Origin of the sequence: Pseudomonas sp. JQ170C (assembly GCF_035581345.1) — a bacterium.
Taxonomy (GTDB): Bacteria; Pseudomonadota; Gammaproteobacteria; order Pseudomonadales; family Pseudomonadaceae; genus Aquipseudomonas.
Window position 1 is genome coordinate 4,134,053 of the sequence record NZ_CP141608.1, and the last position, 14,853, is coordinate 4,148,905.

Consider the following 14,853-nt stretch of genomic DNA (forward strand, 5'->3'; position numbering starts at 1 on the left):
CCGATTGCTCTTTACCATGAAGACCAATAACTTAAAAATTGGCACACACTACAACCGACTTACTACGATAATCCCTGTCGACCTTGGATTTCGCGCGCTGGACATATTGCGTAAAACGATCAACATTTGCAAGACTAATGAAAAGCTAGGCGGTTCTGTTGTCATCGGCCTTGCCGACAGAAGAACACTAATTGATAAAATTTTCATCTCGCTCGCCCGGCAATTCAAGCGAACAATAGTCGTGAATGTGCCTACTACCGGCGCGGTCAATACTGCCCTCCTGCGCAACAGAGCTTTTGAAAAGGCAGCAACAGAGTTCTTGCTTATTCTGGATGCTGACATATGGCCGGACTTTGAGCTATTTAATAAGTACCAGAGAAATATCGAACTGGGCTTAGCCCCCTTCTACTTTATCCCTTGTATGTACTTGTCTGCTTATGGCTCAAAAGCCTTGTTACGAGATGGAGATCCAGAAGGGATGACGGAGAAGTACTTCAATTTCTCTCGCAAGGAGTTCGTGCATCTTGCGAACCCCTCATCAATCACCATAATGCGCTCAATAGACTTTATTAACGCCGGCAGCTTCAACGAAGCATTTGAAGGGCACGGCTATGAAGACTTTGATTTCATGCTTCGCCTTGCTGTACACTATAACGTCCTAACTCCATGCGGCAAACTACTCGATACCTGCAATGCAAGATCCCCTCTTTTCCCCTCTGGATTTAGACGAGCATTAGGGCGGTTGTGCCTCCCGACATTATTGGAAAAAGATATGGCGTTTCATTTGTTCCACCCAACGCCAAAAAACAAAAGTTACCACGCAAGCCGAAGGTCCAATCTGGAGATATTCAAGTCCCTGCATGGTCATTTAGAGTCCAGCTTGCCCGAGTCCCGGACGTTGATCGAAGACTTCATTGGCTTATGCCAAAAGCACGACTTGAACCTCAGAGATTACTCCGCACTATTTGAAGACAAACCAGGCCACATCGATCGCTACGATACGTTCAGGCGTCGCCTGAGGTTTCTATTTAAATGAAAAAATTTAAGAAATTTTTTACTAACCCGGATCTGTTTTTCTATGACATGTTCCGGAAGCGCCTGAGCAATAAAGCCGTTAGCAGCCTCACTAAACAAGGCATCAAGCTCGTTAACAATCATTCCTACTCGGGCGATTCTGCAATTGATACGAACGCTCTGAGTCAACTGGGATTCAAGGGATATGTACTCGACAGGCTTCATGCGGGCGTGGGTGCTCGAGATGGCCGAGATCAAAATAGTTTAATATTGTGGGGCGAACATCTTTATCTATTATTTTGCCTAATTATCCACCACTGCAAAACAACCCATGCCCAAGTAGACATTTTTACCACTCATGGTGAAAACTTTAGCATTCGATCCGACAGCTTACCCGATGCTGCTCACTTGCTTGCACTTTTCTGCAAGCGTGCAAACTTCGTTATTGAACTATTCCACCCCACCAATGCAACGGAAGTCCTGAGCATTCACTTATTTGACATCGACGACACAGGCGTAGCCAGCGTCCGCACAAACAAGGCTTGGATAAAAAAATTCCCGTCAGCAGAAATAACTTCCCTGTATAACGGCCAGCGCAGTGCAGGAAAAAAAATTGACGCAGTTTACACTTGGGTCAACCAGTCCGACCCTCAATGGCAAGAGATGTGGAAGCAGAACTTTCCAGAAACTTACTACGACAAAGATCGCTATACTGATAATAGCGAGTTAAAGTACTCACTACGTTCCCTATCCAAGTATGCACCATGGATCAATCGCATCTTCATTGTTTCAAACTGCAAAAAGCCTAGTTGGCTGGTCCTTAACGATCGAATTCACTGGATTGATCACCAGGAAATATTCCCCGCTCCCGAAGCGCTGCCTACATTCAACTCTCACGCCATTGAATGCTGTCTTCATCGAATCCCTGATCTTGAAGAAAATTTTATCTACTTTAACGATGATTTTTTCTTGGCTCAGCCTTGTTTACAGTCTGACTTTTTCGATGAATTTGACCGCTCGATTTCTTATTTTGAACCTTACGGCATGGTCTCAGGCGCCTCTAACAGTGAAGACCCTGACTATCTAGTCGCCGCAAAAAACTCGAGACAATTGTTACAACTTCAGCTCCCAAGTTATGAAGCAAGACAACTCCACAAGCATGTCCCGTACGCGCTTAAAAAATCCGTTTTACAGAAAATAGAGCGTCATTACCCAAGCGCCTTTACCGCCACTCAAAATTCAAAAACCAGAAGCTCTAAGGATATTAACTTAACCTCCTTTCTGTATCACCATTATGCTGTAGCCCAAGGTTCAGCCGTGTGCGGTGACATCAGCAGCTATATCGTGAGACCGACTAATATCTTAAAAGTCATAAATCACGAGCCCTATAAGTACAAGATTCTTTGCTTCAACGACGGAAATGGCAGCGCCACCGACAGCGCATATAAAGAGCAGAGTACAAAGTACTTCAAGCTTCGCTACCACCAAGTAGCATCCTGGGAAGCCAGCAATTTCATAGCCGAAACCATCAATGAATCCACCCCGAAAAATCCTAGCTCAGCGGCTCTGAACTAGTAGTAATTCCGCCTAACATAGATGCAAGAACGGGTTTTTCGCATAGGAAAAACCCTACCTCTACTTCTATGCGTTGCGAAACGTTCACTTCAGGTTGCCCACAATGTCGATGGGCTGGGAAGCCCTCAAATCACTACTCGCTGACTGCCTAACCGGATCAAGGCCCTCGTTACACGTCATCAGATGACGCGACCACCCCAAGCATGACACCACCAAGACAACAGTAACGATACTCATTAGCACGATCAAAACTGTCATACATCTACCTCCGCGATTCATCTTCGGTAAATTTATCGTTTACGCTCGTTACTCTGAGTCCATAGTGTCTGCACGGGATGACATTTTTAGGACAGTGCAGGCAACCTTAATGCTAGCCCACAGGCTTGATGGGTATAAATTAATTTTACTTGGCCATAAATTATGGTCGACCTAGACAACGCAATAGCGGTATATGCCGCGCCTGAGATACGCGGCCATTCGAGAGATTTCTCGGAGCGGGCGGAAGGGAACGGGGGTGCTTACGCCAAACCTCTCCTGGAATTTCAGACAAAGGGTCAGTCGAAAATTTCAACCACGCCTACAACGGCTTCACTATCTGCCGCAGTGACTGCCAAAGCTCGGATTTTCTTCTGGCGCATATACAGCTCAGCATCGGAAAGCTGGGCGTCGGCGACAATTGTGTGAGGGCGAGCAGTCATGAAGGCTGAAACGCTCTGATTAACCACCCCTGGGTTGTCCAGCAGCGCCCGACGAAGATCACCGTCAGTCACGATACCAACAAGCTGGTTGTTCTCATTAACCAAAGTCAGCCCCAATCGACTCTGAGTCATCACCAGCAGGCAATCATGAAAGCTAGTATCCGGGCTGACCACTGGTGCCGGAGAATGCATAACGTCGGAGACACGGGTCAACAGCTTACGACCCAGGCTGCCACCAGGATGATAGCGAGCAAAGTCCATTGGCTTGAACTGGATGGCCTCGATAAGGGCTACTGCCAGTGCGTCTCCCATAGCCATGGTGACCAAGGTTGATGTCGTTGGGGCAAGGTTGTTAGGACAAACTTCACGTTCAACGGAAATGTCCAGCCAGATATCCGCGTGCTTGGCCAGAGTCGATTGACCGTTACCCGTCATGGCGATGAACTTGTTGCCGAAGGACTTCAAGCTCGGTATCAGCTTTATCAGCTCCTCCGTCTCGCCACTGTAGCTAATCAAAATCAGCACATCGATGGGCTTGAGCATGCCCAAATCGCCATGAAAGGCTTCAGCAGGATGCAGGAAGAAGCTCGGGGTTCCAGTGGAGGCGAAGGTTGCGACCATCTTTTGCCCGATTAAGCCGGATTTACCCATACCGCACACGACAGTGCGCCCTTTGCAACCAAGGATGAGCTCGACGGCATTCTGAAACTCACCTTCCAGACGGCCAGCCATTTGGGTGATTGCCTGCGCTTGAGCGATGAGAGCTTCTTTTGCTATTGCAAGGTGATTCATTTGTGACTTTCGTCCCTGATCAGCGTGGCATCGAGTGGCGAATTTTATGGTTTATGCAACATTTAGCAAAGGCCCTTTACTGAGAAGGGGGCAAATTTAAACCAAAATTCGCCACTGGGCCTAAGCTGGGGGCCCTTCCGAAAAATTTTCGTTGTACATGAAGGCGCTATGACGCAGCATATTGTTACCGAAACTGCTATAAATCAGATATATGGCGCTGGCCTAAGTTGAAGTCATGAACCTGGATTTACACCCTCTGCAAGGTTGCAGAACTGTCTTCCGCTGGCAGCAAGGCCACCTAGAACATCACCTACACGTATTGTTGCCGCAATGGCGTGAGCATCCCCTCGCTATCACTAGCCAGGACCTGGCGTCCAACGCCTCGTTCGTGAATTACGTGCGCCACCATCAACTCGTCGACCCCTGCACGGGTCAGCAAGTGGAACTGGTGGAGAAGTCGATTCGCAAAATTGCGTTCATCGGCAGCCAGGAAGCACGATTCTACCGAGCTCAAGACATGCTCACCGGCAGCGTGCATTTTCAGTACCCCGCCTGCCTGGGGATTGTTGAGACGCCGTGGGAGAGCCTGGTTTTTACCGAGTTCGTACGCGGAAAGCCACCTCGCATGCATGCCATTGCCAGGCAATTGGCATCGGGTATCGTCGAACTGGAAAACCTCAGCCACCGCTATTTGAGCGAGCAACCACTCCATAAGGCGCCGCTGTTTTGGAGCATGGATTTCTTCCGCCCCTGGTTCCTGCTGCGGCCTCGATTCAACTTTGCTCGTTGCCTACCCGAACTGGAGCGGCTGGGCCAGAGTGATGAGTGCTTTACCGGCCTGGCGAAGAAATTTAACGACTTTACACCCCTACTGAGCAAACTTGAATCTGCCGCACGGCGCAGCCCACGCTGTATCAGCCATATGGATTACCTGCGAAAGAACCTGTTCGTCGACGAGGGCAAGCTGCTGTTGATCGACTGGAGCGAGGTCAAGATCGGACGCGTGGGCTTTGATGGCGGCGCCTATCTTGGCAGCTTGTTCAGACGCAAGGACATGAAAGTGTTCCTCGCGGCACAACAGGAATTCATCGAGGCCTACCATGCCGCCTTACCCCACCGCTTCGACAGCGACGAAGCCTTGCGCAACTTGAACTATATGTTCCTGCTGACCGCGCTGTACCACTGCCTGCGCCCGGAAACCATCGAGGAGTACCAGACCAAGCAACGAATGCCGGTGCTACGTGAAAAGTACGACTATTTGCTCAGCCTGCTTTGAGCAACGCAAGGGTGGAACCCACTGGGCGAGCATGAAGATTTCGGATATTTCTGATTGATTTGTACGAAATGTCCGTCATCCGTTTGTGAATTTGTATTAACATCCGCGCGACATAATTTCCCCGACAGACAATCTATCGGATCTGCCGCGCACAGCCACACACTCAAACGGATTTCCGCTCCACGTTTATGGATGACGCTTCTCCTCGCCCGCGTTTGTTGATCCTGTCCAAAGGTGCTCAACGCATTGCCACGCTGCCCTCGCTGCTGCCCGATTTCGCGCTGCATAACGGTACTGTGGGCGACGTCGAGCAGGCTGACCGGGTTATGGCCTGGGGTCGTAAACCCAGCGCACTGATGGCGATGGACATCGCCGGCAAAGCCAGCAAGCCGATCCTCACGCTCGAAGACGGCTTTCTGCGCTCTGTAGGCCTTGGGACTGATGACCCGCCACTGTCGCTGATCGTTGACGATCTGGGTATCTACTACGATGCCGGTGCCCCTTCGCGCCTTGAACATCTGATCGCCTTGCCCCTGAGCCCTCGTGAATCCGAACGAGCTCTGGCGCTGCAGCAGTTGTGGCAGCAACAACGAGTGTCCAAGTACAACGATGCCCGCATCGAGCCAATCGACCTACCCGAAGACTGCATACTGCTGGCTGACCAGACGTTCGGTGACGTTTCGCTGCAAGGCGCCGGGCCGAGCGACTTCATGGCAATGCTTGCGGCCGCGCTGGAGCGTTACGCCACCAGCACTGTCCTGCTCAAGGTTCACCCGGACGTGGTTGCCGGCCGCAAACAGGGCCACTTTGACCTGAAGGCGCTGGCAGGCCATCCACGGATCCGGGTTCTGGCGCGCAATGTTCATCCCGCCGAGTTGCTGCCGCGCATGCGTGCCGTGTACGTCATGACGTCACAACTGGGCTTTGATGCACTCTTGTGGAATGTGCCCGTTCACACATGGGGCATGCCCTTCTACGCAGGCTGGGGCCTGACGGATGACCGCCTGCCGCCCCCGTCGCGGCGCCTGCCGGCAAGTCTTGCACAATTGATTCATGCCAGTCTGGTGCTCTACCCGCGCTATGTCTGCCCCGAGCGCGGTAAGCCTTGTACCCCGGAAGTGCTGATCAGTTGGCTTGGCCTGCAACGTCGTCATCGCAGCGCGCTACCGGGTGCCGTCCAGATGCTGGGGTTCAGCCGCTGGAAGGAGCCGCTGACCAAGTTGTTTTTCGACGGCACGGCCATCCGCTTCGTCAAACCCAAGAAGGCACCGGCCCCGGCACTGGCTGTGGTGTCCTGGGGCTGCAAGCACGACGACGCCCTTGCGACCCACCCGCATCCAGTCAGCCGGGTGGAAGATGGCTTTCTGCGCTCGGTTGGCCTTGGCGCGGGCAAAGCCCGCCCGCTGTCGTGGGTAGTCGATGATCTCGGCATCTATTACGACGCTACGCGCCCCTCGCGCCTCGAACACATCCTGCGGCATCACACTTTTGACCCGGAACTGCTGGGCCGGTCACAAGCCCTGCGCCTGGCCATCTGCCGCGCCGGCATCACCAAGTACAACTTGCCAGGCACAGCCTGGCAGCGGCCATCCCAGGCCCGACGGGTGATTCTGGTGACCGGCCAGGTGGAAGGCGACGCCTCGATCCGCTTCGGCGCCCATCGCATCCGCAGCAACCTGCAACTACTGAGGGCAGTGCGCGAGGGCAACCCTGACGCCTGGGTACTGTACAAGCCGCACCCGGAAGTTCAAGCCGGCACCCGCGCCCGCGGCAATGACGAAGCTCAGACCGTGGACTGGTGTGACGAGGTGATCGGCGATACACCTCTACAGCAGTTGCTGGAAGCGGTAGACGAGGTGCATGTGCTGACCTCGCAATCCGGCTTCGAGGCCTTGTTGCGTGGCGTTCCGGTCACCACCTACGGCCAGCCGTTCTATGCCGGCTGGGGTTTGACATGCGATCAGGACCTGCACGAAGACGTGCAGGCAAGACGTTCACGACGTCTAAGTCTCGACGAATTGGTGGCAGGCACGCTACTGCTCTACCCCACCTACGTCAGTCGCATCACCAACCGCTTCACCACCGCCGAACAGACTCTTTACGAACTACAGCATTGGCACGCGTTACCGCAGCCCGGAGCAACATCCAGATGGCAAGACTTGATTCAGCGCTTGAGCAGTTTATTGGGCTTGAAACGCCTGAGAAGCTGAAGGCGCGAGCAACGCTTCGCCCTCTAGCGCCTCATCCGCGTAACAGCTTCCTGTTTTTACAGGGCGTCAGCTCGCCGTTTTTCAATCGGCTGGCCACGGCGCTGCGGGCAATCGATCAACATGTGAACAGCATCAGCTTCAATGTCGGCGATGTGCTGTACAGCGCAGGCTCGCGCACATCCTGCTCCGCCCACCCGAATGAGCTGGAAGCTTATTACAGCGAGCGCTTTCGTGAACTGGACGTCACCGATCTGGTGCTGTTCGGCGACTGCCGTCCGGTGCATCGCCCCGCGGTTGCCCTAGCACGGCGCCTGGGCATTCGTGTGCATGTGTTTGAGGAAGGATATTTCCGCCCGTACTGGATCACCCTGGAACGCGATGGCGTAAACAACAACTCGCTGCTGCCACGGGACCCGGGCTGGTACCGCGAAGTCGGCAAGCACATTTCGCGCTATGAAAACGGCAATGCGTTCAAGCTGTCGTTTGCCGCACGGGCCGCCCACGACGTGCTGTACCACAGCGGTGGCGTGCTGAACAAAGTGTGCTTCCCCAAGTACCGCACCCACGCCCCCTTCAATGCTGCCGTTGAGTACGCAGGCTTCATCCGCCAGGGCATTCGCCTGTTGTTTGCCAGCCGCCGCGCCGATGAGCTGGTGGCCGAAGTCGCCCGCGAACACCGCCCGACCTTCCTGCTGCCCCTACAGCTGGACAGCGACGCCCAGATCAAGGATCACTCGCCCTTCGCCAACATGTTCGAGGTCATCAACCATGTGATCGCCTCGTTCGCCGCCCATGCGCCTACCAAGGCGCGTTTGTTGGTGAAAGATCATCCGCTGAGCCCAGGCCTGGTGAACTACAGGCGCATTACCGAGGCGCTGGCACAGCAATATGGCGTGAGCGACCGGGTCGACTTCCTCGCCACCGGGCACATGCCGACACTGCTGTCGCATATCGCCGGCATGGTCACCGTCAACAGCACCGCGGGTGCCTCGGCGCTGCTGCACAGCCGCCCGACCTTTGCCCTGGCCAACCCGATCTACGCCATGCCGGGGCTCACTCAGCAAGGCAGCCTGGACGACTTCTGGCAGCACCCTGAGGCGCCCGACATGGCGCTGTTCCAACATTTTCGCAACACCGTCATCCACACCACGCAAGTCAACGGCGGCTTCTACACCCGCTGCGGCATCGACATGGCCGTGACCAATTGCCTGGAAGTGTTGATGGCGAAAACTTCAAGAATCGAAAATTACCTATGACACACCCGTCTTCACCCCGCTGCATTCTTATCACCGGCGCTACCGGCGGCATCGGTGGCGCGCTGGCACCGGCCTATGCCGCGCCAGGCGTGACCTTGATCCTGCAGGGCCGCCGCCAGGACCGTCTGGAAGAGATGGCCAGCGAATGCCGCGCCCTGGGCGCTCGCGTGTTGCTAGAAGCGCTGGACGTGCGCGACCTGGAAGCACTGCGCGCCATGGTGCGCCGGGTCAGTGACGCCGAACAGCCTGACCTGGTACTGGTCGGCGCGGGGCTCAACACCGCAGTGGGCAGCAATGGCGAGGCCGAGTGCTGGGATGAAAGCCGCGCCTTGCTCGAGGTCAATGTGATGGCGGCGCTCGCCACGGTGGAAGCGGCCTTGCCGGCCATGCGTTCGCGCGGCCATGGCCAGATTGCCCTGTTCAGCTCGCTGGCCGGCTGGCGTGGTTTGCCGGTGACGCCGACCTACAGCGCCAGCAAGGCGGCGATCCGCGTCTATGGCGAAGCCATGCGCGACTGGCTGGCCCCGCAGGGGGTGAAGCTCAATGTGATTATTCCCGGCTACGTCGAATCGAAAATGTGCTTCGAGATGCCCGGCCCCAAGCCGTTCCTGTGGACCGCGGAAAAAGCCGCCCGCCGCATCAAGCGTGGCCTGGCTGCGGACCAGGCACGCATCAGTTTTCCGTTCCCGCTGAACCTCGGCACCTGGTTGCTGGGTGTGATCCCGCAGCGTCTTTCTTCGTTCATCCTGCGTGGTCTGAATTACAGTGATTGAGTTGTCCATCCTGCAGGTCGGCGTTATCGGCCTGCTGCTGACCGTGCTGGTCGAGCGCCTGCTGATCCCCCGCCCCAACCTGCGCCGCCCGTTGAGTTGCTGGCTGGTGCACGGTGGTTTGTGGTGCGCCTGCCTTGCGCTGCTGTATGGCCTGACCGCGCGCCCGCTGTTCAGTGGCGTGAACGTGTTGCTGTTGTGGCTGTTGATCGTGATGGTCAGCAACGCCAAGTACCACTCGTTGCGCGAGCCGTTTGTGTGCGCCGACTTTGAATACTTCAGCGATGCGGTGCGCTTTCCGCGGCTGTACCTGCCGTTCTTCGGCTTCGGCAAGGCGGCGCTGCTGGCCGTTGGATTCGTGGCTTACCTGTGGGCCGGGCTGACGTTCGAGACGCCCGTGACGGGTGGCCACATCGAGGCGTTCTGGCTGGCGCTGGGCGGCTTGTTGCTGTTGAAACTTGGCCATCGTCGCCAGGTGCCGAGCTTCGATGCCGAGGCGGACGTAAAACGCTGGGGGTTGGCTGCAAGCCTGTGGCGCTACTACTGGGCGGCCCGTGCGCCGGTTGACCGTGAAGCCCTGGGTTCGGCGTTCAACACCCGGGCTCCAGCCCCTACCACCGCGCCCCTGCCCGACCTGGTGTCGGTGCAGAGCGAATCGTTTTTCGATGTGCGTGACCTGTGGCCCGGTGTCAAAACCCAGGTGCTGGGCGAGTACGACCGCCTTGCCGGTGAAGCCCTCGCCCGTGGCAAGTTGCAGGTTGCCGCGTGGGGCGCCAATACCGTGCGCACCGAATTCGCCTACCTGACCGGCATCGCCAGCGAGCACCTTGGCGTACACCGCTTCAATCCCTACCGGGTACTGGCGCGCCAGGGCTTGCCGAGTGTTGCTGCGCACCTCAAGGCCCAGGGCTATCGTACCGTGTGCATCCACCCCTACAACGGCAGTTTCTACGGCCGCAACAAGGTGCTGCCAGCGCTGGGTTTCGATGAATTCATCGACGTGCGCAGCTTCAACAACTCGCAGAAAGCCGGCCCGTTCATTGGCGATTGCGCCGTAGCCGACAAGATCCGCGAGCTGCTGCAAGACCCTGCGCGCACCCAACCGCTGTTCATCCATGCAATCACCATGGAGAACCATGGCCCGCTGCACCTGGAGCAGGTCGAGGCCGCCGAACTGCCTGCCTGGTTCAACCGCCCGCTGCTCGCCGGCATGGACGACCTCGCGCCCTATGTGCGCCATATCGCCAACGCCGACCGCATGCTCGGCAAGCTACGCGAGACGTTGCTTGGGCACCCTCGCGAAGCCCTTCTGTGCTTCTTTGGCGACCACGTGCCGATCCTGCCGGATGTCTATCAGGCCATTGGCGCACCCGCCGGTGATACCGACTACCTGATCTGGTCGAACCGTCACCAGCCCGGCACGCATCCCGGCCCCATCCGGGTTGAAGCGTTGTCCAGCCGCCTGGTTGATTGCGCTCATCTGAAGCGCAAGCCTGTTGCTGTCGAAGGCGTGGCCTGAACCGTGGTGACGATTGTGCTGGGGTCCAGCCTTGCAGCGGCGCAGACCGCTGATCCCGCATTGCAGCGCGTGGTGACCCAGGGGCGAGGCTCACTGGCGTTCCTGCTGGGCAACACCGAAAGTCGCCAACGCCTGCTCGGCAACTGCATCAACTGGGACCGGGTCCTGCTGGCCATGGAAGAAGGCAAGGCGCTGGGCTATGTGGCGTTCAAGCATCACCTGCGCGGCCCCTACGCCCTGCGTGTGCAGCCCTTCGCCCAGGAGTTCGGCAAGGTTCAGGGCTGGGTCCGCTTCGCCGCCTTCTGTTTGAGCGAGTACCGCGAATGGCGCTACTCGTTTCTGCTGTACGGGTTGCGCGTGAACAAGTCGGCCCGTAACCGTGGCATTGGCTCTGCGCTGGTGCAGGCCTGTTGTGCGCACGCTGGCGCAGAAGGCTTCAAGGACGTTTTTCTCGAAGTGCCACTGAGCAACGACCGGGCACGGGCCCTGTACCTGCACAACGGCTTTGACCTGTTGCGCAAGCGCTGGGTGCCTTTCCCACCGGTGCGCAGTATGCACCGGCTTGCGGAGCCTGCCTCGTGAGTGGCCCAACGATCACATTGCAACCGCTGGTAGACGGCCCTGGCTGGGTCGGCGTGATGTCGCAGTGGGTGGCCTGGAAGGTGCTGCACCTGCCGCAGTTTCTCGGCCCTGAAGGCCCACCCTATTGGTTGTGGCGGCGCGGGCAAAAAGCCCCCAAAGGCCTGAAGGCTATCGCGGGTATCGGCTACAAGGATTCCTCGGCCCCGGCCCGGGTGCTGTGCAAGCGCTGGGGGTTGCCTTACATCGCCATTGAAGACGGCTTCCTGCGCTCATCTTCGCTGGGCGTCGAGGGCGACACACCGATGTCGCTGGTGGTCGACCCGGTGGGTATCCACTACCTCGCCGATCGTCCTTCGCTGCTGGAAAACATCCTCCAGGCGCCAGATGAACTGACCCCCGCCGAGCTGGACAGCGCCCGCCAATTGATTGCGCTGATGCGCAGCAGCGGTATCGGCAAGTACAACAATGCCCCGGATCTGGACCCGGCTGATCCATTGGGCCGCGAGCGCCCCCTGGTGCTGGTGGTGGACCAGACCGCGGGCGACTACTCCATCCCCGGCGGCGGCCTGACCGAGGCGGATTACGTTCGCATGCTTGATGCGGCTCTGGCAGAGAACCCCGATGCCGAAGTGCGCGTGCGCATCCACCCCGACTGCGTGGGTGGGCACAAGCCCAGTTGCCTGCTGGCGGCAGCGACTGCGCGGGGCGTTGCCCTGGAGGCCCGCCCGGTGTCGTGGGCATCCCTGGCCCGCCGCGCCCGGCGGGTGTACATCGGCACCAGCCAGGCCGGGCTCGAGGCGTTGATCCAGGGTGTTCCGGTGACCTGTTTTGGCCTGCCGTTCTACGCCGGCTGGGGCCTGACCGACGACCGCATGCCGATCCCCCGGCGCCAGGCGCGGCCGGACCTGGTGCAGTTGGTGGCGGCGGCCTATGTGCGTTATTGCCGTTACGTCGATCCGCTGACCGGGCAACTCACCGACGCACTGACGGTGGCCCGGCAACTGGCGCGCAAGAAAGCACAAGACGCGGAGTTCGCCGGCGACATCATCGTGCTGGGGATCAAGCGCCATAAGCAGCACAACATCCGGCGTTTTTTCAGCAGCCGCTGGGGCCGCCTGAGCTTCGCCGAAGACAGCCCGACCCTGGTAGCCGATGTCGCCGCCAGGCAAGGCAAGGTGCTGGTCTGGGCCGCACGCGAACCTGCCGATCTCAAAGCCCGTGCCGCCGCCGCTGATGTGCCGGTATGGCGTGTCGAAGATGGTTTTTTGCGCTCCAATGGCCTGGGCGTGCGCAACGCGCCAGCGCTGTCGCTGGTGCTCGACCGCCGCGGCATGCACTTCGACACCAGCGCCCCGTGCGATCTGGAACACTTGCTGGAACACACGGACTTCGATGCCGAGACGTTGATGGAAGCGGCCCGCTTGCGCGAAGGGATCGTTGCCCGGCGCGTGAGCAAGTACAACCTCAATAACGCCGCTGACAATCAGATCCACGCCCGCCCGGGCCAGCGCCGCATCCTGGTGCCCGGGCAGGTGGAGGACGACGCCTCGCTGCGCTACTGCACCGACGGCCTGCGCGATAATCTGTCACTGCTCGCCCATGTAAGGGCCAGCGCTCCGGATGCCTGGATCGTGTACAAGCCCCACCCGGATGTGGAGGCCGGCAAACGTCGCGGCTTCACACCTGACCACAGCCAACTGGCGTTGGCCGACCAGGTACTGTGCGGGGTCGATATCGCCAGCCTGTACGACCAGGTCGATGAAGTGCATACCCTCAGCTCCACCGCAGGGTTTGAAGCGTTGTTGCGCGGCCTGACCGTGGCCACCTATGGCACCCCCTTTTACGCCGGCTGGGGTCTTACCCACGACCACCTGCCCTTCACGCGCCGCACCCGGCGCCTCACCCTGGACCAGTTGGTAGCCGGCGCCCTGTTGCGCTATGCGCGCTATGCCGACCCCCAGCACGCTTTGCCCTGCGATGCCTGGCATGCCCTGACATGCCTGTCGAACCATCGCCCGCAGCAGCTTGCGCATCACCCGCGCCTGCAGCCGCTGCTCAATTACACCCGGACCATGCTCGGCTGCGGCCGTACAGAGGTCCCCTAAAGGACTAGACCATGCCTGCATCACTGAAGGATCTGGGCCGTTATGCGGCACTGCCCTGGCATTGCCTGCAACTGCTGACCCACGCCAAGTCATTCGAGAACAACCCTGTGCTGGGCAGCGCCCGGCTCAATGCCCTGGGCCTGCACGTGCAGCGTCGACAATTGGCCATGGCCATGGCGGCGATGCGGCGCCGGGCCCTGGCGCCACGGCTGGACGCTGGCGAGCTGGCACATTTTGAGGAGCAGGGCTTTTTCGTGCGCGAGAACGCCTTGCCCGCCGAACAGTTCGCCGCCTTGCGCGCCGAGCTGGGCAACCTGCGCAGCACCGGCTGGGAGATGCGCCAGGGCAAGGCCGTGACCCGGCGGGTGAGCCTGGACCAGGATGTGCTGGAGAAGAACCCGGCCAGCGCCGCGTTCGTGGCCGACCGCGGCGTGCGCGACTTGATCGCCTATGCGTCGTCCAACACCGGCGGCATCACGTACCAGCTGCAGTCGATCGTGATCGACGGCGTCAATGCCGAGAAGGACCCGCAAACCCGCCTGCATGCCGACACCTTCCATCCCACTGCCAAGGCGTGGTTGTTCCTGGATGACGTGGAAGATGACCAGGGGCCGTTCAGCTACGTGCCCGGTTCTCATCGCCTGACGCCGGAACGCCTGGCCTGGGAATACCGCCAGAGCCTGGATGCGGCCCGTTCGCCGGAGCAGATGCACCGCGAGGGGTCGTTCCGGGTTCACGAACATGAACTGGCCGAACTCGGCCTGCCAGCGCCACGGCGCTTCTCGGTTCCGGCCAATACGCTGGTGGTGGCGGATACCTCGGGCTTTCATGCCCGCTGCCCGAGCTTGCAGCCGAGCCACCGGGTGGAGATTTACGCGAGCCTGCGCCGTAATCCGTTCATTCCATGGCGCGGTGCCCACCTGTTCGCCCTGCCGTGGATTGCCAACCATCACATGCGCTGGGACATTCGCCTGAAGCGCTTGATGGGGTTCGACAAGCGCAGCCACTGGCGTTTTATCGAAGCGCTCAACGCTTACGAAAAGCCGTATATCTGAC

General features: G+C 58.4%; 11 protein-coding genes. 10 read left to right on the plus strand and 1 reads right to left on the minus strand.

The genetic code is table 11. The features are described 5' to 3' along the window. The first annotated feature begins 16 nt into the window (after positions 1-16). Positions 17-1,036 (plus strand): capsular biosynthesis protein, encoded by a 1,020-nt coding sequence (locus tag U9R80_RS18810; protein ID WP_301841771.1) that lies wholly within the window; start codon positions 17-19, stop codon positions 1,034-1,036. Beyond that, the gene (locus tag U9R80_RS18815) at positions 1,033-2,589 is read left to right on the plus strand and encodes a stealth conserved region 3 domain-containing protein (RefSeq protein ID WP_301841770.1); all 1,557 of its coding nucleotides are present in this window, start codon (positions 1,033-1,035) and stop codon (positions 2,587-2,589) included. The genes U9R80_RS18810 and U9R80_RS18815 overlap by 4 nt, the downstream gene beginning before the upstream one ends. A gap of 554 nt (positions 2,590-3,143) precedes the next feature. Here U9R80_RS18815 and U9R80_RS18820 read toward each other — a convergent pair. Continuing rightward, a complete protein-coding gene (locus U9R80_RS18820; RefSeq protein ID WP_301841769.1) occupies positions 3,144-4,079 on the minus strand; it encodes a KpsF/GutQ family sugar-phosphate isomerase in 936 nt (311 codons plus the stop codon). Between the two features lie 235 nt (positions 4,080-4,314). On the opposite strand from U9R80_RS18820, the gene U9R80_RS18825 reads away from it, so the two are divergent. From U9R80_RS18825 to U9R80_RS18860, 8 genes are all read left to right on the plus strand, one after another. Beyond that, positions 4,315-5,355 (plus strand): phosphotransferase, encoded by a 1,041-nt coding sequence (locus tag U9R80_RS18825; RefSeq protein ID WP_301841768.1) that lies wholly within the window; start codon positions 4,315-4,317, stop codon positions 5,353-5,355. Between the two features lie 188 nt (positions 5,356-5,543). Beyond that, complete coding sequence (locus U9R80_RS18830; protein ID WP_301841767.1) at positions 5,544-7,565, plus strand: capsular polysaccharide biosynthesis protein; 2,022 nt, start codon at positions 5,544-5,546, stop codon at positions 7,563-7,565. After that, entirely contained in the window at positions 7,505-8,821 is a 1,317-nt protein-coding gene (locus U9R80_RS18835; RefSeq protein WP_324803574.1) for a capsule biosynthesis protein, read from the plus strand. Before U9R80_RS18830 ends, U9R80_RS18835 begins: the two co-directional genes overlap by 61 nt. Further along, on the plus strand, positions 8,818-9,594 hold the full coding sequence (locus U9R80_RS18840; RefSeq protein ID WP_301841765.1) for an SDR family NAD(P)-dependent oxidoreductase: 777 nt from the start codon (positions 8,818-8,820) through the stop codon (positions 9,592-9,594). The genes U9R80_RS18835 and U9R80_RS18840 overlap by 4 nt, the downstream gene beginning before the upstream one ends. 7 nt (positions 9,595-9,601) lie before the next feature. Further along, complete coding sequence (locus U9R80_RS18845; protein ID WP_324805243.1) at positions 9,602-11,110, plus strand: LTA synthase family protein; 1,509 nt, start codon at positions 9,602-9,604, stop codon at positions 11,108-11,110. Between the two features lie 6 nt (positions 11,111-11,116). Then, positions 11,117-11,692, plus strand: coding sequence for a GNAT family N-acetyltransferase (locus tag U9R80_RS18850; protein WP_324803576.1), 576 nt, complete (start codon positions 11,117-11,119; stop codon positions 11,690-11,692). Next, positions 11,689-13,797, plus strand: a complete 2,109-nt coding sequence (locus U9R80_RS18855; RefSeq protein WP_301841762.1) for a capsular polysaccharide biosynthesis protein — start codon at positions 11,689-11,691, stop codon at positions 13,795-13,797. The genes U9R80_RS18850 and U9R80_RS18855 overlap by 4 nt, the downstream gene beginning before the upstream one ends. An 11-nt stretch (positions 13,798-13,808) precedes the next feature. Then, positions 13,809-14,852: a phytanoyl-CoA dioxygenase family protein gene (locus U9R80_RS18860; protein WP_301841761.1), complete on the plus strand. Its 1,044-nt coding sequence runs from the start codon at positions 13,809-13,811 to the stop codon at positions 14,850-14,852. Position 14,853: the final 1 nt, after the last annotated feature.

Bases quoted from the DNA above. Each gene is read 5' to 3' on its own strand.
- U9R80_RS18825 (WP_301841768.1), top strand. From the start codon at position 4,315: ATGAACCTGGATTTACACCCTCTGCAAGGTTGCAGAACTGTCTTCCGC.
- U9R80_RS18820 (WP_301841769.1), bottom strand. From the start codon at position 4,079: ATGAATCACCTTGCAATAGCAAAAGAAGCTCTCATCGCTCAAGCGCAG.
- U9R80_RS18835 (WP_324803574.1), top strand. From the start codon at position 7,505: ATGGCAAGACTTGATTCAGCGCTTGAGCAGTTTATTGGGCTTGAAACG.
- U9R80_RS18810 (WP_301841771.1), top strand. From the start codon at position 17: ATGAAGACCAATAACTTAAAAATTGGCACACACTACAACCGACTTACT.
- U9R80_RS18840 (WP_301841765.1), top strand. From the start codon at position 8,818: ATGACACACCCGTCTTCACCCCGCTGCATTCTTATCACCGGCGCTACC.
- U9R80_RS18860 (WP_301841761.1), top strand. From the start codon at position 13,809: ATGCCTGCATCACTGAAGGATCTGGGCCGTTATGCGGCACTGCCCTGG.
- U9R80_RS18830 (WP_301841767.1), top strand. From the start codon at position 5,544: ATGGATGACGCTTCTCCTCGCCCGCGTTTGTTGATCCTGTCCAAAGGT.
- U9R80_RS18815 (WP_301841770.1), top strand. From the start codon at position 1,033: ATGAAAAAATTTAAGAAATTTTTTACTAACCCGGATCTGTTTTTCTAT.